The sequence below is a fragment of the Siminovitchia fordii DSM 16014 = CIP 108821 genome (assembly GCF_000374565.1).
In the GTDB taxonomy this organism is placed as follows: domain Bacteria; phylum Bacillota; class Bacilli; order Bacillales; family Bacillaceae_C; genus Siminovitchia; species Siminovitchia fordii.
Map to the genome: position 1 here is coordinate 79,331 of NZ_KB894686.1, position 25,792 is coordinate 105,122.

The following is a 25,792-nucleotide window of genomic DNA, read 5'->3' on the forward strand; positions in this document are numbered from 1 at the left end:
GTATGAAATTTGGTTGTCATCTTTCCATTCGGGACGGCTACCTTGGAGCTGCCAAAAAAGCTTACGCTATGAATGCTGGTTCCTTTCAGTATTTTCCAAAAAACCCCCGGAGCTTATCCGTGAAAGACTATAGCGAGGAGGATGCAGCTTTATGCAGAGTATTTTGCAAAGAAAAAGGTATATTATCAGTCAGCCATTCTCCTTATCCTACCAGTTTGACTCCTCACAGCGATGAAAAGAAAATTCAAGTGATCGATTCTTTATTGAATGATCTGGAGATTACAGAGGCTTGCGGTTCAATTGGGGTTGTCGTTCACTTCGGTAAGCATGCTTCTCACCTCACCCTGCTTGAAAGCTATCAACTCATGATCGAATTGCTTGATGAAACTCTTTCAGAATGGGAAGGAGACGCTAAAATATTACTGGAAAATTCAGCTGGGATACCAGGGACAATGGGGACCACTTTAGAAGAACTTGTACAAATTCGCAGGTTATGTGAGTTTCCTGAGAAAATAGGTTTTTGTCTAGATACGTGCCATGCCTTTTCTTGCGGTTTATGGAATGGAAGCAACTGGAACGACGTTTTGGAGAAAGGAGTTGCATTAGGTTACTTCGATCAGTTGGAAGTGATTCATTTCAATAATTCAAAGTATCCTACCGGACAAGGAAAGGATCGTCATGCACCCATTTTTGGTAAAGGGTGCATAACAGAAGATCAATTTGACCAATTGGTACAAACGCCCGAACTTGCAAAACTCCCATTCATTTTGGAAACACCAAAAGAGGAAATCCCTCACGAAAAAGAAATACAGATGCTGCAAGAAAAATGGGGGATTTAGTTTTTACTTATCGTGTCACTGGGATGTAGTAGATAATTGGTAAATTAGGTAATCGGTTATTTATGGGGGGATATAGCAAAAACCCCGTTATTTATGTTGGAAAGGGTAAAACATAGGACTCATTCTGAGAAAGTAAAAAAGTTTTGAGCAAGGATATTTGAGGGGGTTTATAACGATAATCCAAAGTTTGTTAAAACCCGAACATGCGGAAGAAGTAGTAGCAGTTATAAATAAATTTAGCTTGAAATTTTCAATGGAATAGGGGCAGGAATTTGACCTTCTTCTTTGTCTTGTATGTGGATGCTGGAAATCCATATTTATCAATGCTCGTGAACCATAAATCACTGAAATCCGTTATCTTGCTTTTCTATAATGACGATTATGCAAAAATTTGTCCCCCGTTTACATGAAGTACTTGACCAGTAACGAAGCGTGAATCATTTGATGCAAGGTAAACGAACGTAGGAGCAACTTCAAATGGCTGGCCCTGGCGATCCATCGGATTGTCCACCGTCGCCACTTGATCGGCCGAAAAGCTTGATGGAATAAGCGGCGTCCAAATTCGCCCTGGTGCTATTGCATTGACTCTGATTCCTTTGTTTACTAAGTTTCTTGCCAAAGCTCTGGTGAAGCCAACATTTGCTGCTTTCGTTGCTGTATAATCGATTAACTGATCGTTCCCTTCAAAAGCAACAACAGAAGCAGTATTAATAATTGAACTTCCTGCCTTTAAGTATTTTAGTGCAGCACGTGTAGTATAAAAGTGAGAGTAAATATTTACTTTAAAAGTGTCATCGAATTGTTCATCTGTAATGTCCAAAAGGCTTAATTGCTGGAACTGTATCCCCACATGATTACATAAGACGTCCAAGTGTCCAAAAGTTTCAACCGTTTTTTCAACTATATTTTCACAATGGTCTTTGTCCCTTAAATCACCTGGGAGCAAAAGACAACGCCTGCCCAATTCTTCGATTCTATTTTTGGTTCGCATGGCATCTTCGTGTTCATCCAAATAAGCAATAGAAACATCTGCACCTTCTTTGGCAAAAGCTATGGCAGCAGCAGCCCCCATTCCGCTGTCGCCTCCTGTAATCAAAGTAATTTTTCCTTCCAGTTTCCCACTACCCTTATAGTACGGATTTTCAATAATGGGTCTTGGCACCATTAAACTTTCCAAACCCGGCTGGCGAAACTGGCGTTGCTCGGGGACAGTGATGGCAACCTCTTCATACCTCGTAATTTTTCCGTAATTAGGATACAACGGATATTTTTCTTTAGACACCCTAAGTCAAACCTCCTCCATAAAGGATTATCAGCATTACCTTATGTTAAATGGGCGGCAAATGTGTTTGATGGTGGTGGCGAAGGATAGTGTACAGGCTCGTTTAATGAGCGGCAGCATACGTTAAAAAGAAAAACTTTAGGTGGAATAGGTAAATGAAATATTATTACAATCCAGAAGTAAGGTTGTTGTTGATTCCGCAGTCTCGTGAAAAAGAAGAAATGGTTTATGATCATAATGTCCAAACATGGAAGGTACCTAAAATAGGGCCAAGACCCCCTTATTATGCTAATCCAAGGTATGTACAGTTTTATCCGGTCATTTAATTTTCGGATAACACAAGCGATTTTTCAAAAATCTTTAAATGGAGATTCCATCCGTAAAAACTTTTTTGTCTTTGTAATATGAATTCCTCTAACAGGGGACAACTTCAGTAATGACGCTTTTTTGGGGGGTAAACCACTCTAAAAAGCTTCGGTATTCTAATCGTATGGATTGTCCGGAACGTTTGACAATTTATGAAATACAATATAAAGTGTCAGTAAATACATGAACGGAAGGGTGAACCAACTAGATGAAGTACTAATCCTATTTTCGAAAACCTTTAATTGAAGGCATTTTTAAACAGAAGATTTCTGTCTTCTTATTGTTGCCTTCATTCGGAGTTTTCAGAATAGGATTGGTTTCTAAGTTGAGTGCAAAGGGAGGGGTTTCTCTCTTTTTGCTGTTCACCTTTATTCACGCCTCCTATTCTGAATTAAGATAGGGGGCATTTTATGTCCCCGGACTATAGAGAATGGGGATGATTGGATGGCTTTATTGGAAGCAACTCACATCAAGCACTACATTAAAGATCGTTTATTGTTTGATATTGAACATTTGCAAATTGATAAAAATGACCGGATTGGTTTGGTTGGTCGTAACGGCAGCGGGAAGACAACGCTTCTGCATATTCTGTCGGGTAAGTCAAAACCTGAACAAGGGACAGTCATAAAGCATGTGACGACTGAGCTTTTGCCGCAGTTGAAAAGGAATGATACAACAAAAAGCGGCGGTGAGTTGACACAGGAATATATTAATGAGGCGCTTATAAAGAATCCTGAAATCCTGTTTGCTGACGAACCTACGACAAATTTGGATACAGTGCATATTGAATGGGTTGAAAAGAAACTGGATGGATGGAAAGGTGCTTTTGTGATTGTTTCCCATGACCGGGCGTTTTTGGATGCTCTATGTACGAAAATTTGGGAAATCAATGATGGGGAAATAGTTGAATATAAAGGGAATTATAGCGATTATGCAGAACAAAAAGAATTGGAACAACGTAAAAAGCAATGGGCTTATGAAAAATATGAAATGAAGAAAAGACAGTTGGAAGAAGCGCTGAAAGCAAAAGAGGTCAAAGCCGAAAGAGCGACAAAAGCACCGAAAAAGGTGAGTCGATCAGAGGCGAAAATAACAGGTGCGAAACCGTACTTCGCAAAAAAACAAAAAAAGTTGCAAAAGACAGCAAAAGCAATTGAGACGAGGCTGGAAAAACTGGAAAAAGTGGAGAAGGTAAAGGAAGTTCCTCCGCTCAGGATGAATCTGCCTCATGAAGATACAATTAAGGGTCGGATTATTCTTCGTGCTGAAAATGTAGCGGGTATTATCGGGGACCGCAGACTATGGAACAAAGCGAGTTTTCATATTCGCGGAGGGGATAAACTTGCCATTATCGGCCCAAATGGAAGCGGAAAAACAACGCTCGTTAAAATGTTGGTCAATGGAGCTGAAGGCATCCAGATTTCTCCGGCAATGAAAATAGGCTACTTTAGCCAGAATTTAAATATATTGGATGTCAAAAGGTCAATATTGGAAAATGTAAGTTCTACTTCAAAGCAGGATGAAACATTTATTCGAACTGTATTGGCCAGGCTGCATTTTTTTCGGAATGATGTTCATAAACCGGTTGATGTACTAAGCGGTGGGGAACGTGTAAAAGCTGCTCTTGCTAAAATATTTTTAAGTGATGTCAATACGCTGATTTTAGATGAGCCGACTAATTACCTTGATATAGCAGCTGTTAGTGCATTGGAGTTGCTTTTAAAAGAATATGAAGGGACTGTCATGTTCGTTTCACACGACCGACGGCTGATTGAAAGTGTCGCCACTCGGATTATGTCTATACAAAATGAAAAGATTGAACTGTTTGATGGAACGTATAAACAATTAGAACAGTTTAAACACAAAGAAAACCGAGATTTCCAGGAAGATCGCCGACTTGTGCTTGAAACGAGAATAACGGAAATATTAAGCCGGTTAAGCGTCGAGCCAAGTTCAGAGCTTGAAAAGGAGTTTCAAAGACTTTTGGAGGAAAAAAGGAGACTGGACGCGGTCGAGTAACTGGCTGGGCATTCTATAAATCAAATAGAGTCCAATTTGCTCCATATTGTTGCAAATTGGACTCTGTTTGAATTCATTTTATGTTAGCACCGAAGATCATAACCCCAACAATCCATCAGGTAATGGAACAATCAATACGTATCGAAACAATACATATAAGGCAGAGCTTAATATGATGGAAATAAATAATGAATGAATTAGTAATAAGCGGTTGCTTTTAATACTTCTCCCTTTTTGTAGAATCCAGATGGATGCTGTAAGATATATGATACTTGCGGGCAAAAAACCAATGAAACTGATGAGGATAACGTAACCGGCCATGCCTGAAGCAATCAGGATGACCTTACGCTTGCGTACATTTTTAAAATATTCCATGCCTTCTTTTTCAACAAGGCTTTTAAAAAAATAGACAAGGCTCAATATGAACAAAATGATACACACGGTTCTAGGAAAAATATAACTCATCTCGGATAAGCCTCTAGTTTCCCAAAGAGCAACAATGGAGATGACAAGAAGTAAGAATGAACTTATCAGATCAATCTTTGATTTATTGGTTATCACCTTGCGCCACTCGCCTTCTTTTCCGGATAGGGCTCACTTGATTTTTTCTTTCGTTTGGTATTTGCTATCGAAGTAAGCAGGGGGCCTAAGACGGAAATGATACATAAAATAATCAAAACGACAGAGATGGGGCGGGAAAGAAACAAGGAATAGATATTGCCAGAAGCTTTACCCAATAGAAGGGATTGAGTAAGGCCTCTTTCCGCAATAGGTCCGAGAATAAAACCGAGTACAATCGGGGCAGGATGGAAACCGAAATGTTTCAAGAAAAATGCCAGTATGCCAAATCCTATTAACAGGGCTATATCCAATAGGCTGTTTCTGATTGAGTAGGCCCCGATGATTGTCATAAAAACAATTGAGGGGGCCAGAATGTAATTAGGCACGGATAGAATCTTTCCGATATATTTCGATCCGATTAATCCGAAAATGAACATGATCACGTTAGCAATAATAAACCCGATTAAAAAAGTATAGACCAAGCCTGATTGCTCTTTCATCAGATTCGGCCCCGGCATAATACCTTGCATCATTAAAGCGCCAAGAATGATAGCAGCCGGCGGAGACCCCGGAATCCCCAATGATAGAAGAGGGACTAAAGAACCGCCGACTTCTGCATTATTGGATGTTTCCGCCGCCATCACCCCATCGATATTCCCCTTTCCAAACGATTGTTTGTCTTTTGAGAATTGACAGCTGCATCATAAGATAATAAAGCGGCTACATTTCCACCGGCTCCGGGGATGATTCCGACAATAATTCCTATAATGGAGGAACGTAGAATAAAGAACGGCTTTTTTACAAGGTAGAAAAAGATCTTCTTGATTACAGCTTTCTCTTTTTTTACAGATTGCCGGGTTTTCACTTCATTTTCGATCATGGAAATGACTTCAGGTATGCAAAAGAAGGCAATTAAAATGACAACCATATCCAATCCTGACTGTAGGCTTGAAAAACCGAAGGTAAATCTTGATTCTCCTCCGACAGGTGATATTCCGATTGTACCCAAAAGCAGTCCTATGCATCCTCCAATTAATCCCTTTAATAATGTACCGGAGGAAAGGGTAGAAATCATGGTTAAGCCAAGCATAGCCACCCAAAAATATTCCGAAGGGCCAAAGTTCAGAGCCCACTTTGCCAATATGGGTGTCATGAATAAGAGAGCGAAACCGCCAATAATCCCCCCAACTCCCGAACTCATAGCCGCCATGATTAATGCATGGGAGGCTTTCCCTTTTTGCGCTAAAGGGTAGCCATCGAAGGTCGTCGCAATTGCCGAAGGAGTTCCAGGAGTATTGATTAGAATCGCTGAAATGCACCCTCCATAGATTCCACCAACATACAAACCTCCCATTGTAATGAGGGAAGTTTCAGGCTGCATGGTAAATGTAAAGGGCAATAGGAGAGCAAGTGCCATTGTTGCAGTCAAGCCGGGTAAAGCCCCCACTATGATACCGATAAGCACACCGAGACATAACAGAAGGATATTCATTGGCTCTGTTAATGAGCTGATAATATATGGAAAAGAGTCCATTCATTTGCCTCCTTATTTAGGGGCACTTCACTTCAAAGGTATTTACTATTGATACATGCTTTTGTATTCTTCAGTTTTCATTTCAATATATTTTAAAGATTCCTTGTGTCCCATCATTTTGGGCTCAAATCCTTCTTTATACATTTGATCCTTTACACCCGGTTCTTCCAATATGTCCAAAAAGGCCCTTTCTAAAGCTTTGATTACCTTTGGATCAGTTCCGGAGGGGACGGCTATTCCGCGGTCTATGGAAGCAGTCATATGATATCCGGCTTCTTTAAATGTCGGGATGTCAGGCATAGGCTCAAATGTTTCTTCAGATCCGATCGCCAGGATTTTCATATCTTCCGTGTAGGTTAATAAATCACTTGAGTTTGCCAAAATTGCCTCTGTATTTCCACCAAGAAAAGCTTGCACAGAGGGACCTGCACCATCAAAAGGAACATATTGCATCTCGATTCCCGCTAATTCCTGTAATCGTAAAAATGCCATATGATGACCTGTATGATTCCCGGAGCCAGCTACTGTAATTTTTCCGGGCGAAGCCTTTGCTTTCTGTACCAGTTGTTCCAAAGTCTGAATATCACTGTCTTTGGAAACCGCGATGGCAATGGGCGTTGCTTGGAAAATCGCTATTGGAATAATCTCCTCTGTTTTATAACCGGTGTCTTTGTTGGCCAATGGCTGAAGAATGATATGTGGAATATTGATCCCTGCAAGAAAATATCCGTCTGGTTTTTTGTTGACTAATTCGCTCCAACCCACTGAGCCCCCGCCGCCCGGTTTATATTGTATGACGATTTTTTGACCCAACTGCTTTTCAAGATAGGGCTGCTGGCGCCGGGCTTCAACATCCGATTGTCCACCCGGTTCAAATGGAATACTGTATGTGATGGATTTATCAGGATAAGAATTTGATTGTTCTTTAGCAGGAGCGGAACATGACGCCAACATGAGCACAATAAAAACCGCTGACATAAAGATGGAAATTTTTCTTTTCACAAGCTTCCCTCCTGTTATTGGCCTGAAGAAAAATAGACTGGCGGTAAGTCTTACTTATTGTATTCAGCTCGATCTTTGTCCCATTACACCGGAAAAAAGAGATTGGGCCATCGTATAAAAATCATTATTAAAAAAGGAAACATGATGATGAGTTTAAACAAGAAGACATCTTTTTGGCATGGGGAGAAGCAAAAAACTTGCTGAGTATGAAGCTTACATTCAAATCGTGAAGAACTGGACAAGAACCGCAAAGTCCAAAGTAACTGTGGCAAAGCGCCGGTGAAGGAGGGGCGGGGTCCGGGAATTAGATGAAGACAAATTTTGGAACATATTCAAATAAATTGGAACTCGAAGAACCATCAGGGGGCTGGAGGAAGCTTTCCTGTAAAAAAATTAATGGTCTCATAAGAAAAAGTTATATTAAGAACTCATGCGAACCTACTTCCGAAAAATGTCAGGGGAAAGTACGAGGCTTCATTTAATGGTATCCTTTTCTCAGTTGGTAGTTAATGTCTCTTATCACGTTCTCAAATTCTCAAATTCTCAAATTCGTTATCTAGTATCTATGAATTTGAGATTGAGTAAGAACTTTTTGCCGTGTGGAGCATTTTTTGTATAATGAATTCCATTTTAGCACCCCATTCATCTTTGATGTCTATATCACTTATATTAGAATATAGGAACGCAAGGGTTGATATGAATGGAGGGAGCCTTGGAACTTATTGTTGAGGGACACTTGTCTTAAATATTTTTTTTTCAGTATAATCGAAAGAAGATTAAAAAATGTTGAGTGAAATGTGCGGATTATAGCCATTTTGGAGGAGAACGGGAATAAAAAATAGCAAAGGAGAATGGTATGATTATTAGGAAAGTCCAAAAGCGAGATGTCGGTAAGTTGGAGACATTTTTTAAAATTTGCTTAGCGGATTTGGTGAAAAGGGAAAGCAAAGAGCTTGACCTGATTGAAGAAGAGGTTGATCAATTAAATCGCATTGTAAAGGAAAGTCTGGCTGACTCAAAAATCGCTTTTTTTTTGTTGGGGAGTTAAATGGCCAAATTGTCGGAACGATAGCATTGACAAAGCCCAATCGTGTAATCTCTGAAAATATAAGAACTGAGTCTGATGTATTTGAGATTTCCAGTGTTTATGTACACCCTGATTATCAACGTCAAGGTATTGGACAATACTTGTATCAACATATAAAAACAGAACTTATACGGATGGGAAAGGTGAAATATTACTTGGATGCAGGATTTTCAAGCTCCCAACAATATTGGGTTCAGCAATTGGGAAACCCTTCGTTTAGATTGAAAGATTATTGGGGTGAAGGGGAGGATCATTTTATTTGGATTAGAAGTGTACAGGATGGGAACGGAAATGAAAAATCCTGAATAAAAAACATCTAACTGTTGACAATTATTTGAAAAGGGTGATAATATGCAATAACACTGAATATTTTTGCAGTAAAACAATGGCAGCTTGAAAGGGCGCCGATGTTTAAAGGAGAATTGGATAATGCTTTTCCGCACTACGTACATAGTTTCGTCTAATTTCATACATTGTCCATGCCTGTTAACTGCATACTTTTGATTTACAACATTATAAAAGGTATGGGTATACTTCTATACCCGATTTAAGATGCATACTCATGGAGGGTATGCGTTTTTTACTGGTATTTTTTAGTGAATTTGACAAAAAGGAGTAGATGAATATGACCAAAAGTCAAATGAGAAAGTTATTTAGAAATAAACTCTATGATAGCGGGTAGCCATTATTCAGAATCGAAGAAAGAAGGTTGAACCATGTTTGATGTTTTGGGTAAGTTGGGGTGGTTTTTTGGACGGTATTGGAAGCAGTATACATTGGCAATCGTCTTATTGATTCTAGCCAGTGCACTAGAAGTGGTTCCTCCATATTTACTTGGCAATATTATCGATATTTTGACAGCCGGCAATATGACGGAAGCGCTATTAGGCCAATATATCCTTATCTTTGTTGTGATTATTATCGGAGGCTACTTTTTAAACTTTGTTTGGCAATATCGCTTATTTGAAGGGGCGATTAATCTTGAAAAGATTATGCGCCGCAAATTGATGCTTCATTTTTTAAAAATGACACCTACATTTTATGAAAAAAATCGTACCGGCGATTTGATGGCACGTGCGACAAATGATTTGAATGCTGTTTCACTGACAGCTGGGTTCGGTATCATGACTCTCATTGATTCCACTCTGTACCTTGGTGCAATCATATTTGCAATGGGTTTTATGATCTCATCGAAATTGACGTTATTTGCGATGGTGCCAGTTCCGGTTATGGCAGTGTTGATCCAATACTATGGAAAGCTTGTGCACGAACGTTATATGAAAGCCCAGGATGCATTCGGTGAAATGAATGACAGTGTATTGGAATCAGTGGCAGGAGTACGTGTGATTCGGGCATATGTTCAGGAGGCAAAAGACGAAGCTGCATTTGCTGAAATGAGCGAAGAAGTATATGACAAAAACATGCAGACTGCTAAAATCAATGCTTTATTTGGACCGATCACGAAATTTGGAACGGGAATCAGTTATGTCATTTCGCTTGGATACGGTGCATATTTGGTTTCAAATGGCGAAATGACGGTCGGCCAGCTTGTCACGTTTAATGTATATTTGGGCCTTGCCGTGTGGCCTATTTTTGCAATCGGTGAATTGATCAATGTTATGCAGCAAGGGAACGCTTCACTGGATCGTGTTCAGGAAACTCTTAGTTACAGAGCGGATGTGCAAAATGTTCAAAATCCAATAGTGCTTAAACAACCGAATGAGATTGGGTTTAATGATTTGGACTTTCAATATCCTACCAGTCAAGTGAAAAATTTACAGGAAATCTCTTTATCACTTAGTAGAGGGGAGACACTGGGCATTGTTGGAAAAACAGGGGCGGGTAAAACGACTTTTTTAAGACAACTGCTGAGAGAATATCCCCTGGATAAAGGCAGGTTAACGATTGATGGGATAGAAATAACCTCACAATCAAAGGAGAAGATTCTCGATTGGATTGGATATGTCCCTCAAGATCATGTGTTATTTTCAAGAACGATAAGAGAGAATATATTATTCGGGAAAGAAGATGCAGACGATGCTGATTTAAAGGAGGCCATCCGCCTTGCATCCTTTGAAAAGGATTTGGAAAATCTGCCGATGGGACTTGAAACACTTGTAGGTGAAAAAGGTGTTTCTTTATCTGGAGGCCAAAAGCAGCGCGTATCCATTGCACGCGCACTTATTAAAGATCCGGAAATATTGATTCTAGATGATTCTCTTTCAGCCGTTGATGCAAATACGGAGGCGAATATTATCAAAAATATTCAGAATGAAAGAAAAGGAAAGACGACAATCATCACCACACACCGCTTATCTAGTATAAAGCATGCAGACCAAATTATCGTGCTGGATGAAGGAAGGATTGCAGAGCGGGGAACGCATGAGGAGCTAATCCAACAAAAAGGCTGGTATAAGGAGCAATTTGATCGTCAGCAGGTAGGTGAAGGTTCATGAGTACGAGCAAACGGTTGGCAAAATATGCCTTGTATTTTAAACGGCCCATATTTCTTGGATTGTTCTTCTTGACCGGAGCGGTTATTGCAGAACTTTCTGGTCCGTTTATTGCAAAACATTTCATTGACAACCATATGACCATAGGGAATATTGAAGTGAAGCCGATTGCCTGGCTGCTGTGTATATATTTGATTTTAGCAATGGTTACAGCCGTTTTGCGTTATTTTATGTTTCTTTACTTGCAAATGGGTGCAAACCGTGTTGTACAAAAGCTGCGCCAAGACGTTTTTGGTCACATTCAAACATTGCCCATACAGTATTTTGATAACCTTCCTGGAGGAAAAGTTGTCGCACGTGTTACGAATGATACGGAGGCAGTCAGAAATTTATATGTTCAGGTCCTTTCAAATATGGCTATCAGTCTCATTTCGATTGTCGGAGTGTATATCGCGCTATTTATTTTAAATTGGAAGATGGCTGTCATTGCTTTGGTCATGCTTCCTATAGTTTATCTTTGGATGATTCTGTATAGAAAGTATGCTGCGGAATATAATGGGGTTATACGTACTAAAATCGCTGATCTTAATGCAATGATTAATGAATCCATTCAGGGGATGGGCATAATTCAGGCTTTTCGGCGTGAAAAACAAATGACGGAAGAATTCGACAAGATGAACGAGGAACATTATGATTTTCAAAGAAAGTTATTGTTCTTGGATTCCGCGACATCCTTCAATCTGGTGAATACGATTCGCTTGATCATGTTTGCGATTTTTATACTTTACTTTGGTACCAGATCAATATCAACAGGAACATTTGTAACTGCCGGTACTTTATACGCATTTGTGGATTATTTAACGAAGTTATTCAATCCCATTACGACTATTGTCAATCAGTTTTCGCAGCTTGAGCGCTCACTCGTTGCCGGGAGCCGTGTATTTGAAGTGTTGGATATAACTGGTGAAAAGGTCTTGCAGGGAATAATGCCAAGATACGAAGGGCATGTTGTTTTCAAAGATGTATCTTTTGCCTATAAGGAAAATGATTATGTCTTGAAAAATATATCCTTCGAGGCGAAACGGGGTGAGACGGTAGCGCTCGTTGGGCATACTGGCTCCGGAAAGAGCTCCATCATGAATTTATTATTTCGCTTCTATGATCCGCAAAAGGGAAAAATTTATATTGATGGGGTAGACATAACATCGGTGCCAAGACAGGCGATCCGTCAACATATGGGAATTGTTTTACAGGATCCGTACTTATTTACAGGTACAGTTTTCTCAAATGTGAGTTTAAATGAACCGGGAATTACACGGGAAAAAGCGGAAAAAGCATTAAAAGCGGTAGGCGCGGAACAAGTACTCGGAGATCTGGAAAAAGGTATTGATGAGCCTGTCGTTGAGAAAGGCAGCACTTTATCTTCCGGTCAGCGGCAGCTCATTTCATTTGCAAGAGCACTTGCTTTCGATCCTGCCATATTGATTTTGGATGAGGCAACCTCCAATATAGACACTGAAACAGAAGAGATCATCCAGAATGCAATGGATGTCCTGAAGAAGGGACGCACAACATTCATCATTGCGCACCGTCTCTCCACGGTTAAAAAGGCAGATCGCATTCTCGTATTGGATCGCGGTATTATTAAAGAGCAAGGGACCCATGATGAGTTATTGGAGTTAGGTGGAATATACGACCAAATGTATCAAATGCAGGCCAAATCACTTAATAGAAAGTTAAGCGTGTAAATAGATAGAGTGGCAGAATAAATTATGAATGATGGTAAGTAGATCCACATTACTTCGTGTTTACTTACTTCACTTCCTCAAAATAGACCCATTTCGGAGATAACTGAAATGGGTCTATTCATAGTACATTTAATGGCAAATCATCCAGTTAATTGTTTGGAAGATCACCAGTTTCTTTTTCTGGTACTGCCCGATAAACAATAAACGCCAAGATGACCGCTGCCAGGGACATCGCAAAAGCAATAAAATATACGAGTTCAACTCCTGCCACCATTGCCAAATTGATTGTTGCAGGATCCTGCGGGGTCTTTACATTTTGTAGAAAATGCAGTTGTCTTGCGTTCATAATACTAATAAACACCGAAACGCCAATTGCACCAGCAACCGGCTGTAATGTTGTCATAACTGCGGTTCCATGAGGGTACAACCGTTTTGGAAGTTGATTTAACCCATTCGTTTCTGCAGGCATCATGATTGCCGAAACAGTTAACATTAACAGGATATACCCAACAATGATAACCCATAAAGAGGTGTCAACGCTTAGTCTGCTCATCATAAACATCGTTCCGCTCAAAATAATTGTAGCAGGAATCATTAAAAATCGCGGGCCGAACTTATCGAAAAGATGTCCCATAAATGGTGACATGATTCCGTTTAAAATACTTCCGGGCAACAAAACTAACCCTGCTGTTGCGGCCGTTAAAGCTAATGGCCCCTGCATATAAATCGGCAAAATGATCTCGGACGCGAACATCGCCATCATGATGATTAAAAACATCAAAACCGCATGTGTATACATCGGATATTTAAATACTCTAAGATCCATCACTGGTTGTTCAAGCTTTAGCTGCCTGAATGAAAATAAAACGACCCCTATGACTCCAACAGAAATCGAGATATAAACATTTGGACTTAGAAAGCCTGAAGCACTTTCCCCGACAGCACTGAACCCGTATACAACAGATCCAAACCCAACCGTTGAAAAAATAATTGATAAGATATCAATTTTGGGTTTTGTCACTTCTGAGACATTTATCAGGTATTTATAAGCAAATGCGATTGAGAAGACAGCGAACGGTATAACGGTAATAAATAAATAACGCCATCCTAAATATTCAACGATAATACCCGAGAGGGTTGGGCCGATAGCAGGAGCGAACATGATTACCAGACCAACTATCCCCATGATTTTACCTCGTTTTTCAGGCGGGAAAATCAATAAAAATACATTAAATATAATAGGCATTAGCAACCCGGTTCCAATTGCTTGGATTAATCTCCCGATTAATAAAATGGGGAAATTGGGGGAAACGGCACTTATTGATGTCCCGATGGTAAAAATGACCATAGTCCCCAAAAACAACTGTCTTGTAGTGAACCATTGTAATAACAAGGCAGAAACCGGTATGACAACACCCATGACCAGCATAAAACCTGTAGCCATCCATTGTACCGTCGTTAATGAAATATTAAATTCATCCATTAATGTAGTGAGAGCGATATTTAATAAAGTCTCATTTAATATCGCAAAAAAAGCACCGATGATTAATGAAATCATAATCGGCATCACTTTTATATCAGGATTGTCAGCAAGGTACTCGTATCTCTTTGTTTGATTATTATTGTTATCTTTCATCAGAAAACTCCTTATAAATTAAGATTAAAATTGAATGTTGGCCGAGTAACAAGGTTTCACTAAAAAAAGCATTCAAATCATCTCCTTATGTAAACGATGTAATGGAGACAAAAAATGCCTCCTATTCAAATTCAGAATAGGAGGCATAAGGATACCATGAATAAGGGACATTTCCCTTTAGGAACCCAGTCCATCAAAGCCAATCCTATTCTGAAAACACCTCTTAAAGGCATGACAAATAAATGCAGAATGACTGCAAATAAATCGCCTTCAATTGGTTCGCTTTCGTAAATAGGATTAGTTCTTCATGTAATTGGGTCACCCTTCCGTTTTTTTACTAAAGCAATAATAAGATATTCAGTTTGCTTTGTCAATGATTAGTGACTTGCACTTTTTAATCTTACTGAGTTTAATTATTATGCTCGACAGCACCAATCTTTAAAAAAGCCCACTTTACAAGTTCCAAATTGTTCAAAAGGAGATGAATTATTCAATTTCAAGGGGTACATGATTTCAGTGACACATCATCATTGAAAAATAACAAGAATCAGCACAACCTTCATGAAATACAATTATTTTTTATCATCTTGCTTTACTACGAGTATTGGCCCAACTGTAAGCCCAGGTTGAGAAAAATGATTGAAAAGTATTGACATTTCAAATTGAAGCATGTTAAGTTAATTATAGACCGACTGTCGGTCTATAATAATAGAGGTATATGATGAGAATTTCAAAAAAACCTGAAAATCGAAAAACTGAAATACTAAACACAGCTGAGATACTTTTCACTACAAAAGAAAATTCGGAAACAACTATAAATGATATTCTCCGAGAAGTTGGCATTGCAAAGGGTACCTTTTATTATTATTTTCAATCAAAAGAAGAGGTAATGGACGCTATTGTCTTACGCTTTATTGACAAAGGTGTTGAAGCTGCAAAAGTCATTGCTGCTGATCCCGACCTGAAAGCACCTGAGAAGTTATTGAAATCATTAAGGGGCAAAGGGCAGAAGAAGATGGTCAAAAGGAACTGATGATTGAAGAACTCCACCATGTTAATAACGCGGAGATGCACCAAAAAAGCCTTGTGGAATCGATCCTTCAACCTGACTCCCGTTTTGACGGAAGTGATTGAACAGGGGATTCAGGAGGGTGTTTTCCAAACACCTTACCCAAAAGAAACGGTTGAATTTTTATTGGTGTCTTCTCAATTTTTGCTTAATGAAGGGATTTTTCAATGGGAACCTTAGGAACTTAAAAATAAGGTAATGGCTTTAACACACCTGGTTGAAACAGCACTAGGTGCTCAAAAGGGCAGCTTCGCCTATATTCTTGATATGTCCATAACGAAAAGGAGGAAAAGTCCGATGAATCATGCAGATATGATTGCTAAAGTTTCGGAAAAATCGGGTGTAAATTCTGCTGACTGTCAAAAGGTTCTAAAGTCTTTCGAAGATGTTCTAAGTGACGAAATATCGAATTCAAAAGATATAAGCGGTGCATTGGATAAAGCTTATAAGGTATTAAGTTTTTTAAAAAACAAAAAAAGGTGATCATCATGGAAACTATGATCGTTGTCAAAGATTTTGTGAAACAGTATAGCAATTATACGGCAGTTGACCATGTTTCCTTCGAAGTCGAAAGCGGCAGCATATTTGCGTTTTTAGGGCCGAACGGAGCAGGAAAAAGCACAACCATTAATACGTTATGTACGATTCTTGAAAAAACCTCAGGGACTCTCCTGATTGATGGAAAAGATGTAAGTGGCCAAAAAGATGATGTCAGGCATCTCATAGGAGTTGTCTTTCAAGAACCCACTCTTGATCAAAAAATGACTGTTGAAGAGAATCTGAAAATGCACTGTCATTTTTACGGTTTGCCAACATCCCAGTTTAATGAGCGGATCCAGTTTGTACTGGAGATCGTTGATTTAAATGAATGGAAAAGGGCAATGGTCAGCAGTTTATCAGGAGGAATGAAAAGACGTGTAGAAATCGCGAGAAGTCTTTTGCATTTTCCGAAAGTATTATTTTTAGATGAGCCAACCACTGGACTGGATCCACAAACAAGAGCGAAAATATGGGAATATATCATCAAGCTGCAAAAAGAAAAAAATATAACGATCTTTTTAACGACCCATTATATGGATGAGGCAGAAATCTGTAATAAGGTCGCTATCATGGATCATGGTAAAATCATCGCCCTTGACAGTCCTCACGCATTGAAACAGCAGTACACAAAGGACAAAGCCCATATAAAAAGCGCTGATGCGCAAGCCCTGGAGACTCTGTTGAAACAGCATCGCCTGACTTTTAAAAGAGAGGAGAATCATTTTTCCATCGAATTTGATGAACTGACGAACCTATTAGACACATTGGCAGCACATCAACCATTCATTAAAGAATTAGAAATTAAAAAAGGGACACTGAATGATGTATTTCTTGAAATAACAGGAAGGGACATAAGGGGGGATTGACGGTGCGCATTGTTTTTGCATTATGGATGAGGAATATAAAATTGTTTATCAGGAATCGAGTACAGTTGATATTGATTCTGGTCATGCCATTTTTCTATTTGTATTTACTGAGTACTATATTTAAAAAAGCCTATATAAGTAACTCTGTAAATTACGTGTTGGCCGGAATCGTCATCATCGTCGTATTTCAAACATCTTTGAATATCGCTACGTCCACAATTGAAGATATTGTTTCGGGGTATATGAAAGAAGTCCTTGTCAGTCCGGTGAAAAGGATTCAGATCGCAGCCGGGCAAATATTGTCTTCAACTACAGTGGCGACCATTCAAGGGGGGCTGATTCTGATTGTCGGTTATTTTATTGGTTTGAAATACACCTCTGTTCTTACTCCTATCGCTGTAATTGCTTCCATGATTTTTGTAGGGCTTGTATTCTCTTCTTTTGGATTATTTTTAGCGGCATCCGTTAAAAATTCCCAGACATTTCAAATTCTCACTATGGCTGTTACGACACCCATCACTTTTTTATGTGGGGTCTATGTGCCGCTCAGCTTGCTACCCAATGGTCTTCAATATATCGCTCTCATAAATCCGATGACTTATGCTGCCGCGTTTTTTAGATCGTTGACATTAGAAAAAATGTCACTTCCAACAGATGAACTGATTGCGGAACAGCTTGCATTCCATGTCGGCGGGGTTGTGATCACCCCTCAGATCAGCTTCGTCATAACTTTGATATTTGGAACACTGTTTTTGATTCTTTCAAGCGCAGTTTTTACTAAAGTTGATTTTTCAATGATGAACCGTACGGGAGTCCAAAAGGATATATTTCAGCAGTAGGTTCCTGACGGATCTAAAAGGAAAGAGGAATATCTGATCAAAATGATGGGAAGTGATCTTCGCAAAAACAAGGTGATCAAACATGGAGGTTATCTTTCAGCGGCTTCATCTGCAAAATTTGACAATATTGTTTTGTCGGGTTATGCGGATAAAAGTACTGAACGAAAGACGTCAATAATAGAGCGTTAAATTGGATTTTTAACTTTTTGGATAAGACGGCCGGCAATAATGATACCATTGCCGGCCGTCTTATTTAATGGGCAAATAACTCGTTTATCTTTAAGCGATATCCGATCTATGATCTACTTTAATGTTTCTGCTGTCTTCTTTACTGACACCATTTAATATGAGATTTAAGGCGACAGCTGTGAAGCCGCCTGTAACAATCCCGTTTTCAAAGAGGATCCGAATACTTTGTGGTACATTGGCAAATACTTCAGGAGCAATCGATACCCCTAATCCGAGTCCGACTGATAATGCGACAACTAGTTGATTCTCTGTCCGGCGAAAGTCAACAGCCGACAACTGACGGATTCCAGATGCCATCACCATTCCAAACATGGCAATCATTGCTCCTCCAAGCACCGGATCCGGAATAATCAAAGTCAGTGCTGCCACTTTCGGTAAAAGGCCAAGAGTTACAAGGATAAAACCGGATGCAACAACGACCCTTCTTTGTTTAACCCCTGTCAAAGCAATCAGACCGACATTTTGAGAAAATGTCGTATAAGGGAAGGCCTGAAAAATTCCGCCGATGATCTGTGCAAGACCTTCGGCACGCAATCCTTTCTTTATATCATTCCCAGTAAGTTTTTTATCAATGACTTCTGCAAGTGCAAAATAAACACCTGTCGCTTCCATCATACTGACAATCCCTACCAAGGTCATACTAAGGATCGCACTTAAATGGAACTCGGGGGGGCCAAATCGAAACGGCGTAATCATATGAAACCATGAAGCTTCCCCTACGCTCGAAAAGTCTACAAGGCCCATAAATGCAGCGATTACGGTACCTATCACCAAAGACGCCAAAATTGAAATTGCCCTCATGAAACCTTGGAAGAAACGATTTAACAAGACGATGATTACCAGTGTAAGTCCAGCTAATAGCAAATTAGTCAGACTTCCATAATCAGGTGAATCAGGTTGTCCGGTAATATTGCCCATTGCGGCACCTATCAGGGAGGTACCGATAATAACAACTACTGTACCTGTAACGACTGGAGGAAAGAAAGGAATGATCCTGTCCATAAATTGAGCTAAAAATATGACGATGGCGCCAGCAGCAATTATCGCTCCAAATATAGCCGGTACCCCTTGCATCGTTCCGATTGCTATCATAGGTCCAACGGCTTGAAAGGCAACTCCCATAATGATCGGCATTTGGATGCCGAAAAATTTATTTCCGAGGACTTGTAAAAATGTTGCAAGTCCACAAGTAAATAAATCAATTGAAATCAAATAAGCGACTTCTGCTTCGTTTAAACCGATTGCAGGACCGACAATCAATGGAACAACGACTGCGCCGCCGTACATGGCCAGCACATGCTGCATACCAAATGTTCCCAGCTTCCAAATTCCCAATTGTTTATTCATATGATCCTCCCCCTAGAAATTGTTATTGAGATCCATCAGGGAGAAAGGAGAACCGCGAATGTAGAGTATGGGCAGATAAGCTTTACGAAGAGTAGGCGATAGGAATTCGTTAAATATTTCTTGAAAAACTCTTGGCTCCATGGTGTAATTTCACCTCTTTAAAATTCATGAGAATACGAAACTTTCTAATACTTTGAGCCGAAAAAAGTAAAAAGCCGCAATTAAAAGAGGCACAATGTACCTTTTTAATTGCGGCTTCTTCAACCCCGGTCAACAAGGTATAATGAAGGGCAATAACTGGTTCGGAATCTTACTGAGTTAACGGTCAATATTCCGATTTTCAGTATTTCATTCTATTGTAGCTCCCATCCCCAAGGAATGGTCTTTCCTGACGGAAAATTAAGTATTGAGTAAAAATTCCATATGTAAGCGCTTTTAATTCATTACTATCGTACATTAATAATTTGAAAAAATCAACACCTTTTGATATTTGTAAAAATTATTTTGACATTTTCCGATAATGTTCCCTAACACATCCTCCATAAAATGTGGAAAGGTAAAAATGGAATAATCTAAAGTTAAAGCATCTCATCATAATACCTGCAGCATGCCTTAGATGGGTACTGCAGGTGGATTATCTGCATTGTGTGTCCCAAGCAGGGTGATCGGACTTGAGAGAATGCCGTTCGCCTGTTGTTGTCCATCGTGCATGTGTGAAGAATTCTGTTTTTTCGATTCCCAGGAAAAGAAGGGACCTTTGAAATGAATGATTATTGTTAATCCAAAAACAGATACTATATCATTACTTTTTTCATCAAAACTTGTTTTAAAGGAACCTTTTGATCCGTATACTCTTCTTTAAATCCAGCTCTTTTTAAAATGTCTAAGAGAAGCTGATTCTTTCCGGGCAAATTATAGGTGGAAATAGTGTGAGGTTCTGTTTTAATCAAATGATCTATTATAGATTGAAAGAGTTCCAGCTTGTTTGGAAGCCTTTCGTCAACCGAACATTGATAGATAATGGTTTTTCCACCGCTTTTTTGATATAAAGCATATGCTACAGGCTCCCCGTTACAATTCTTCATGATGATTGACTCTCCATGGCGAATGAAATTCCATTGTGTTTTCCATGGGGCATCATGTTGATAAAAAGATAGATCGCGAACTTCATGGGGGAGTCCGCGATGCAATGAAAACCCTGGCAAATCCAGAAAATTGACTCTGGTCTTTTCGTTACTCCCAGTTTTTTTCAAAAACATCAAATGGTCCACAACATGGTATCCGCAACTTTCATAGAGACGGATAGCACCATGATTGATACTGAAAGCTTCGAGGCTCGCAATGTCAACATTTTCTTGGTCGTATAATTCCATGGTTGATTCCATCAGTTTTCTTGCAATCCCTTTGCCTCTGAAAGTAACGGCTACTGCTGTTCCTCCGTTCCAGGCAACCCTTTTTCCGTTGGAGGTCATGATTCCGTTTAAAATAATACCTGCAGGATGGCTGTTAAAGTAAGCGATAAAAGAATAGTCTGGAGACAACTCGTCCCAGCCCAATCTGTAAGCGAATTGGCTGTTGGTCATTTGCATATTTACATAATAATCAATGAATCCTTTATTCCAGGCTTCGCAAGCATCCTTTATGGGAACATCACTCAGCTTTTTGATTGTAAGCATAACAAATCCCTCTGAATGTGTATTTTTTTAAAGTCATTGGCAGTAGGGGAGTTAAGAAGTAGTCTTATGTTTGATCTTCCTGTAAATAAGTTTTAATTTTGGGCGGTACATATGTTGAAAACTGATTTAAAAGGCCGTCGATTTCATCATCAACAAGCGCCATGTGCCGAAATTTTTCATCCAGGAACTTTTCTTTCAGCATATGTTGAAACAGGGAAATAAGAGGGTCATAATAACGGTTGATGTTTAAAATGCCGCATGGTTTTTGATGGAGCCCCAGTTGTGCCCATGTATAGATTTCAAAGAATTCTTCGAGCGTTCCAGGACCCCCGGGGAGAGCGATGAATCCATCAGCGAGATCAGCCATCTTCGCTTTTCTTTCATGCATGGAATCCACAATGATAAGCTCTGATAGTCCGGGATGAACAATTTCCTTCCTTTTTAGAAATTCCGGCATGACGCCGACTACATGTCCGCCATTTTCGAGCACTGAATCTGCTACAGCACCCATGACACCGACACTTGCTGCGCCATATATAAGTGTTATATTACGCTTGGCCAATTCCTGACCAACAGCTTTGGCATCTTCTATATAAACGTCGGATGCACCAGTTCTTGATCCACAAAAAATTGCAACTGATTTGATCAATAGAAAACCCTCCTTTTAATAAAATTATATAAAATAAGCAATATTTTGTTAAACTTAAGTTATTATTATAGAGGATGCTCAAAAAGTCCCCAAATGATAAGCGGCGAACTTCATCGTTGGCTTTTTTCTTTTTTGGAAACGTTTGAACATGCTCTTATACTAACAATTTATTCGGATGTTTGGATGGTCATGACTCCATTGTTCGGATGCATGATCATCAATCCTGAATAAAAATGAATATAGTTGATCGATTTTGGGGAGTGAAGTAATGCAGCAAAAGAAAGACAAGCAGACGATCGGTATTTATTTGTTATTATTATTGGTTCCTTTATTTTGGGGCGGAGCTTTCGGTGCAGCCAAGCATATCATTACAGAGGTGCCGCCCATAACTACTGCGGCATTCCGCTTTGGGCTGGCAGGGCTGATTTTGTATGCAGCGGCCCGATTCAGTTCGGAATGGGACATCCAAAAAATAAAAGTGCATTGGTTGAGTTTGCTTTTGATGGCTTTAACCGGTATTTTTGGATATAATCTGTTCTTCTTCATGGGGCTGGAATACACTTCTGCTGTCAATGGATCATTGATTGTTGCAACAACCCCTGTGTTCGTTACGCTCGGTGCTGTACTATTTCTTGGAGAGACATGGAGCCCCCGGTTGGGGACGGGCCTTATTTTATCATTGACTGGGGTATTCCTGGTCATTATTAAAGGTTCTTTACAAACAATTAAGACATTAACGTTCAATGAGGGGGATGTACTTTTTATTGCTGCCCTTATTTGCTGGATCGCACATGGTTTAATTGGAAAAGTCGTTTTGCAAAAAGTCTCTCCTTTTCTGACGACAACCGTTACAACCATTGTTGGATCTGTCTGCCTGGCATTGCTCTCCTTTTTTGAAAGAGGGTGGGGAAACATTTTAAGGATGTCAAACCAAGCTTGGTTGGAAATGGCATTTATGGTCTTTTTTGCATCGATTGTCGGTTTTATTTTATGGAATAAAGGGATACAGAAAATTGGTGCAAGCAAGGCAAGCATGTATATGAATCTCGTACCGATAAATGCTGCATGGATCGCTTTTTTTCTTTACGATGCACCCATAAGTTGGCTGCAAATCGCCGGAATGTTTATGGTCATCATAGGTGTCTATGTGTCTACGACGGGCCATCATAAGAAAAATAAGAAACTGAAGAAAGCAACTAAAAGAGTTATTTAACATACGTACGCTTCGACTGGATATTTACCATTAGATTTGAAGTTTTTCGAGATAAGAGGTTTGAGCTGATAGCTTGCTGCTGTTCTTACCGGACTATATCAACACCAATCGGAACAATACGTTGCACGGTTATAGATACTTTGTTTTTGAGGGCTCGTTTTGATTTTTCACTGATGATTACATGAACCTAGTTTTGTTGATTTTCTATGATTGAAAGAGTTTTAATATGATAGGAAGCAATTGAAAGGATTTGGTTACTGGTGAATATCCCAATTTTATTTGAAGATAACCACCTTCTCGTAGTGGAGAAGCCGGTGAATGTGCCGGTTCAGGAAGATAACAGCGGTGACAGGGATTTGCTTACAGCTTTAAAAGAAGATATTAAGTTTCGCTATCAAAAACCGGGTAATGTGTACCTCGGGCTTGTCCACCGGCTGGATCGTCCCGTTGGCGGTGTGATGGTATTTGCCAAAACTTCCAAAGCTGCATCCAGGTTATCCGATGCGATCAGAAGAAAAAAGTTCGAGAGGACATACCTTGCTGTAGTCAGAGGTATTCCTCAAGAAGAAGCGCGGCTTGAACATTTCTTATATAAAGATCAGCGGAAAAATATTGTTCGGACGGTCCCGTCCAATCATAAGCATGGAAAAAAATCAATTTTGGAATATAAGGTTATTAGCAAGGCGGAGAATCTCAGCCTTTTGACTGTCAGGCTTCTTACGGGCCGATCCCACCAGATTCGGGTACAGCTTTCATCTGAAAGCCATCCCTTGTATGGTGATCAAAAATATGGGAAAAACGTCAACCGTCCGGGGCAGCAGATTGCCTTGTGGGCGAACACTCTGGAATTTGAGCATCCGACCAAAAAGGAAACGGTCAGATTTGAATCGAGACCGCCTAAAGAGTATCCGTGGACTCTATGGCAATAAACAAGGGAATATCGGATCCGGTACTGTTACATTGTAACGAGGGCCATCCATTATTAACATTACATATAATCAGCGGCTAGTCGCCCTTTTGGACCATCTCGATCTCATTGTTAATTTTATCAAAAAGAGAGGAATTATTATGCAGGATCAAACGGTGTTAATTACCGGTTCATCGAACGGATTCGGCTTATTGACTGCAGTCGAATTGGCCAAGCGGGGGTTCACTGTCATAGCATCGATGAGAGATTTGGATCGGAGCGCTGACTTAAGGCGATTAAGCAAAAAGTATCATATAGGAGATCGTATGATCTATATTCAGCTTGATGTGGCATCCCAGACATCAGTAAGTAATTTCACCGATCGACTGCGGGATCTTCCGCCTATAGATATATTAGTAAACAACGCCGGGTTTGCGCTGGGGGGCTTTTGTGAAGAAACAAGTTTAATAGAATATAAAGAACAATTTGAAACAAATTTCTTCGGTGCAGTTTCTGTAACGCAAGCTGTTCTACCTTATATGAGAGAACGAAAAAGGGGCAAGATCATTAACATGAGCAGCATTTCGGGAAAAATGGGATTTCCGGGTTTGTCACCATATGTCGCTTCCAAGTATGCATTGGAAGGTTGGACTGAATGCCTGCGTTTGGAAGTAAAACCATTTGGGATAGATGTTGCTTTAATTGAACCGGGGTCATATAAAACTTCGATATGGTCTACCGGTAAAAAAATAGCCGCAAATTCAACATTGGGCAGTTCCCCGTATAGCCCTTATCTAAAAGCCATAGAAAACCAGCTGGAAAAAGGGAAAAGCAAATACGGAGATCCCCGTGATGTCGCCTTGCTAATAGCAGATCTATGCATGCAAACAGAATTGCAAGCGTTACGGAATCCAATCGGCAGGGGTGTAAAAACCGCATTGAACTTGAAAAATATCATCCCATGGAAATTGTGGGAAAAAGCGTTTTTCCATAAATTGAAAATAAAGAAGTAAACGGATTTACTTGTTCTTGTCGATCGCTTGGAAATTTTGGTTTGAAATGAACGCCGTCCAGTTTTGAACGGTGTTTTTGGACATATAAACATGGGTCAATACTCAAAGTTGTTTGTTTTTTAATATATGTAATAATGTTTATAGATGCTGGAATGGTAACAATGTTAGAAAAAGAGGAGATTATATGGAACAGGTTATTTCTTCAAATGTATCAAGAACTATTCAGACAAAACTTGTGTTGCCGCCTGATACAAATCATTTAGGTACTATTTTTGGAGGCACCATTTTAGCTTACATCGATGAGATTGCCGCAATTGCAGCAATGAAGCATTCAAAGAAAGTGGTGGTTACTGCCGCGATTGATACGGTTAATTTTGTATCATCGGCAAAAAGTGGAGATATATTGACACTGGAGGCGTTTGTTCTGTCTACAGGCAATACATCCATGAAAGTGTATGTCAAGGTTGAATGCCATCAATTGGATACTGATGAAAAGAAGCTTACAACTACTTCCACGCTGACTATGGTTGCACTTGATGATAATGGAAAGCCCACACCGGTACCAAAGGTGAAATTGGAATCAGACTGGGAAAAAGAATTATTGAATATCTGAAGCTCTGCCGTTTGGCAGAGCTTTTTTGTAATACACCAGATTATTTTATTCCCACATAGAGCTGCGACAGAAAAGCGGTTTTGCTGGTGCAGGCAAAGCGCATGGACATCAATTCCAGAGCCTGTGGCGGATTGGAAGTCCTTGATGTGAGTTTTAGCCAATCGATACTGTCTTGAGCAAAAATTGAATCAATGGCGTCTGGGGTGTAAACTACGCCTTCAGCAGTACCGTTCAGGTTTGTGCAGATATGTTGGTCCCTCGTACATCCTTATCTTTCGTTAAAG

At 39.7% G+C, this 25,792-nt stretch carries 21 protein-coding genes and 2 pseudogenes; 15 read left to right on the forward strand and 8 right to left on the reverse strand.

The window, feature by feature from the left end:
- The first annotated feature begins 2 nt into the window (after positions 1-2).
- Positions 3-839 (forward strand): deoxyribonuclease IV, encoded by an 837-nt coding sequence (locus tag C509_RS0104305; RefSeq protein WP_018705679.1) that lies wholly within the window; start codon positions 3-5, stop codon positions 837-839.
- Between the two features lie 379 nt (positions 840-1,218).
- Here C509_RS0104305 and C509_RS0104310 read toward each other — a convergent pair whose 3' ends face one another.
- Entirely contained in the window at positions 1,219-2,121 is a 903-nt protein-coding gene (locus C509_RS0104310) for an SDR family oxidoreductase (RefSeq protein ID WP_018705680.1), read from the reverse strand.
- 155 nt (positions 2,122-2,276) lie between these two features.
- Between C509_RS0104310 and C509_RS26375 the strand changes: the two genes are divergently transcribed.
- Together C509_RS26375 and C509_RS0104325 are read left to right on the forward strand one after the other, a co-directional pair.
- The gene (locus C509_RS26375; protein WP_018705681.1) at positions 2,277-2,447 is read left to right on the forward strand and encodes a hypothetical protein; all 171 of its coding nucleotides are present in this window, start codon (positions 2,277-2,279) and stop codon (positions 2,445-2,447) included.
- A gap of 484 nt (positions 2,448-2,931) precedes the next feature.
- Complete coding sequence (locus C509_RS0104325) at positions 2,932-4,506, forward strand: Vga family ABC-F type ribosomal protection protein (protein ID WP_018705683.1); 1,575 nt, start codon at positions 2,932-2,934, stop codon at positions 4,504-4,506.
- 96 nt (positions 4,507-4,602) lie between these two features.
- Here the strand turns inward: C509_RS0104325 and C509_RS0104330 are convergent, their stop codons facing one another.
- The 3 genes and pseudogenes from C509_RS0104330 to C509_RS0104340 all read right to left on the reverse strand — a co-directional run bounded on the left by C509_RS0104330 (position 4,603) and on the right by C509_RS0104340 (position 7,603).
- Positions 4,603-5,067: a tripartite tricarboxylate transporter TctB family protein gene (locus C509_RS0104330; RefSeq protein ID WP_018705684.1), complete on the reverse strand. Its 465-nt coding sequence runs from the start codon at positions 5,065-5,067 to the stop codon at positions 4,603-4,605.
- Positions 5,064-6,601: pseudogene (locus C509_RS27440) on the reverse strand (tripartite tricarboxylate transporter permease). Before C509_RS27440 ends, C509_RS0104330 begins: the two are co-directional and overlap by 4 nt.
- Positions 6,602-6,646: 45 nt before the next feature.
- On the reverse strand, positions 6,647-7,603 hold the full coding sequence (locus C509_RS0104340; RefSeq protein WP_018705685.1) for a tripartite tricarboxylate transporter substrate binding protein: 957 nt from the start codon (positions 7,601-7,603) through the stop codon (positions 6,647-6,649).
- 856 nt (positions 7,604-8,459) lie between these two features.
- On the opposite strand from C509_RS0104340, the gene C509_RS0104350 reads away from it, so the two are divergent.
- From C509_RS0104350 to C509_RS0104365, 4 genes are all read left to right on the forward strand, one after another.
- Positions 8,460-8,651 carry a hypothetical protein gene (locus tag C509_RS0104350; RefSeq protein ID WP_018705687.1) on the forward strand — a complete coding sequence of 64 codons (192 nt, stop codon included), beginning with the start codon at positions 8,460-8,462 and terminating at the stop codon, positions 8,649-8,651.
- A gap of 26 nt (positions 8,652-8,677) precedes the next feature.
- Positions 8,678-8,995: a GNAT family N-acetyltransferase gene (locus tag C509_RS0104355; protein ID WP_018705688.1), complete on the forward strand. Its 318-nt coding sequence runs from the start codon at positions 8,678-8,680 to the stop codon at positions 8,993-8,995.
- A 411-nt stretch (positions 8,996-9,406) separates the two neighbouring features.
- On the forward strand, positions 9,407-11,146 hold the full coding sequence (locus C509_RS0104360; RefSeq protein ID WP_018705689.1) for an ABC transporter ATP-binding protein: 1,740 nt from the start codon (positions 9,407-9,409) through the stop codon (positions 11,144-11,146).
- On the forward strand, positions 11,143-12,891 hold the full coding sequence (locus C509_RS0104365; protein WP_018705690.1) for an ABC transporter ATP-binding protein: 1,749 nt from the start codon (positions 11,143-11,145) through the stop codon (positions 12,889-12,891). Before C509_RS0104360 ends, C509_RS0104365 begins: the two co-directional genes overlap by 4 nt.
- Positions 12,892-13,039: 148 nt before the next feature.
- Here C509_RS0104365 and C509_RS0104370 read toward each other — a convergent pair whose 3' ends face one another.
- Positions 13,040-14,458, reverse strand: a complete 1,419-nt coding sequence (locus C509_RS0104370; RefSeq protein WP_373315261.1) for an MDR family MFS transporter — start codon at positions 14,456-14,458, stop codon at positions 13,040-13,042.
- A gap of 790 nt (positions 14,459-15,248) precedes the next feature.
- On the opposite strand from C509_RS0104370, the pseudogene C509_RS24640 reads away from it, so the two are divergent.
- The 4 genes and pseudogenes from C509_RS24640 to C509_RS0104395 form a co-directional block, all read left to right on the forward strand.
- Positions 15,249-15,881: pseudogene (locus C509_RS24640) on the forward strand (TetR/AcrR family transcriptional regulator); the annotation flags it as partial.
- Between the two features lie 12 nt (positions 15,882-15,893).
- Positions 15,894-16,079: an HU family DNA-binding protein gene (locus C509_RS23330; RefSeq protein WP_018705693.1), complete on the forward strand. Its 186-nt coding sequence runs from the start codon at positions 15,894-15,896 to the stop codon at positions 16,077-16,079.
- 5 nt (positions 16,080-16,084) lie between these two features.
- Positions 16,085-17,002, forward strand: a complete 918-nt coding sequence (locus tag C509_RS0104390) for an ABC transporter ATP-binding protein (protein WP_018705694.1) — start codon at positions 16,085-16,087, stop codon at positions 17,000-17,002.
- Between the two features lie 2 nt (positions 17,003-17,004).
- Positions 17,005-17,841 (forward strand): ABC transporter permease, encoded by an 837-nt coding sequence (locus C509_RS0104395; protein WP_018705695.1) that lies wholly within the window; start codon positions 17,005-17,007, stop codon positions 17,839-17,841.
- 279 nt (positions 17,842-18,120) lie between these two features.
- Here the strand turns inward: C509_RS0104395 and C509_RS0104405 are convergent, their stop codons facing one another.
- The 3 genes from C509_RS0104405 to C509_RS0104415 all read right to left on the reverse strand — a co-directional run bounded on the left by C509_RS0104405 (position 18,121) and on the right by C509_RS0104415 (position 21,759).
- On the reverse strand, positions 18,121-19,437 hold the full coding sequence (locus tag C509_RS0104405) for a nucleobase:cation symporter-2 family protein (RefSeq protein WP_018705697.1): 1,317 nt from the start codon (positions 19,435-19,437) through the stop codon (positions 18,121-18,123).
- A 794-nt stretch (positions 19,438-20,231) separates the two neighbouring features.
- Positions 20,232-21,113, reverse strand: coding sequence for a GNAT family N-acetyltransferase (locus tag C509_RS0104410; RefSeq protein WP_018705698.1), 882 nt, complete (start codon positions 21,111-21,113; stop codon positions 20,232-20,234).
- Positions 21,114-21,177: 64 nt separating this feature from the next.
- On the reverse strand, positions 21,178-21,759 hold the full coding sequence (locus tag C509_RS0104415; protein ID WP_026319676.1) for an LOG family protein: 582 nt from the start codon (positions 21,757-21,759) through the stop codon (positions 21,178-21,180).
- Positions 21,760-22,030: 271 nt separating this feature from the next.
- Between C509_RS0104415 and C509_RS0104425 the strand changes: the two genes are divergently transcribed.
- The 4 genes from C509_RS0104425 to C509_RS0104440 all read left to right on the forward strand — a co-directional run bounded on the left by C509_RS0104425 (position 22,031) and on the right by C509_RS0104440 (position 25,508).
- Complete coding sequence (locus C509_RS0104425; RefSeq protein ID WP_018705701.1) at positions 22,031-22,975, forward strand: DMT family transporter; 945 nt, start codon at positions 22,031-22,033, stop codon at positions 22,973-22,975.
- Positions 22,976-23,235: 260 nt separating this feature from the next.
- Complete coding sequence (locus tag C509_RS0104430) at positions 23,236-23,904, forward strand: RluA family pseudouridine synthase (RefSeq protein WP_018705702.1); 669 nt, start codon at positions 23,236-23,238, stop codon at positions 23,902-23,904.
- Between the two features lie 139 nt (positions 23,905-24,043).
- A complete protein-coding gene (locus tag C509_RS23335; protein ID WP_018705703.1) occupies positions 24,044-24,895 on the forward strand; it encodes an SDR family oxidoreductase in 852 nt (283 codons plus the stop codon).
- 184 nt (positions 24,896-25,079) lie between these two features.
- The gene (locus C509_RS0104440) at positions 25,080-25,508 is read left to right on the forward strand and encodes an acyl-CoA thioesterase (RefSeq protein WP_018705704.1); all 429 of its coding nucleotides are present in this window, start codon (positions 25,080-25,082) and stop codon (positions 25,506-25,508) included.
- Positions 25,509-25,792 lie beyond the last annotated feature (284 nt).

Coding starts and splice junctions, on each gene's coding strand:
- C509_RS0104365 (WP_018705690.1), top strand. CDS start 11,143: ATGAGTACGAGCAAACGGTTGGCAAAATATGCCTTGTATTTTAAACGG.
- C509_RS23335 (WP_018705703.1), top strand. CDS start 24,044: ATGCAGGATCAAACGGTGTTAATTACCGGTTCATCGAACGGATTCGGC.
- C509_RS0104360 (WP_018705689.1), top strand. CDS start 9,407: ATGTTTGATGTTTTGGGTAAGTTGGGGTGGTTTTTTGGACGGTATTGG.
- C509_RS0104350 (WP_018705687.1), top strand. CDS start 8,460: ATGATTATTAGGAAAGTCCAAAAGCGAGATGTCGGTAAGTTGGAGACA.
- C509_RS0104325 (WP_018705683.1), top strand. CDS start 2,932: ATGGCTTTATTGGAAGCAACTCACATCAAGCACTACATTAAAGATCGT.
- C509_RS26375 (WP_018705681.1), top strand. CDS start 2,277: ATGAAATATTATTACAATCCAGAAGTAAGGTTGTTGTTGATTCCGCAG.
- C509_RS0104390 (WP_018705694.1), top strand. CDS start 16,085: ATGGAAACTATGATCGTTGTCAAAGATTTTGTGAAACAGTATAGCAAT.
- C509_RS0104410 (WP_018705698.1), bottom strand. CDS start 21,113: ATGCTTACAATCAAAAAGCTGAGTGATGTTCCCATAAAGGATGCTTGC.
- C509_RS0104405 (WP_018705697.1), bottom strand. CDS start 19,437: ATGAATAAACAATTGGGAATTTGGAAGCTGGGAACATTTGGTATGCAG.
- C509_RS0104425 (WP_018705701.1), top strand. CDS start 22,031: ATGCAGCAAAAGAAAGACAAGCAGACGATCGGTATTTATTTGTTATTA.
- C509_RS23330 (WP_018705693.1), top strand. CDS start 15,894: ATGAATCATGCAGATATGATTGCTAAAGTTTCGGAAAAATCGGGTGTA.
- C509_RS0104440 (WP_018705704.1), top strand. CDS start 25,080: ATGGAACAGGTTATTTCTTCAAATGTATCAAGAACTATTCAGACAAAA.
- C509_RS0104370 (WP_373315261.1), bottom strand. CDS start 14,458: ATGCCGATTATGATTTCATTAATCATCGGTGCTTTTTTTGCGATATTA.
- C509_RS0104305 (WP_018705679.1), top strand. CDS start 3: ATGAAATTTGGTTGTCATCTTTCCATTCGGGACGGCTACCTTGGAGCT.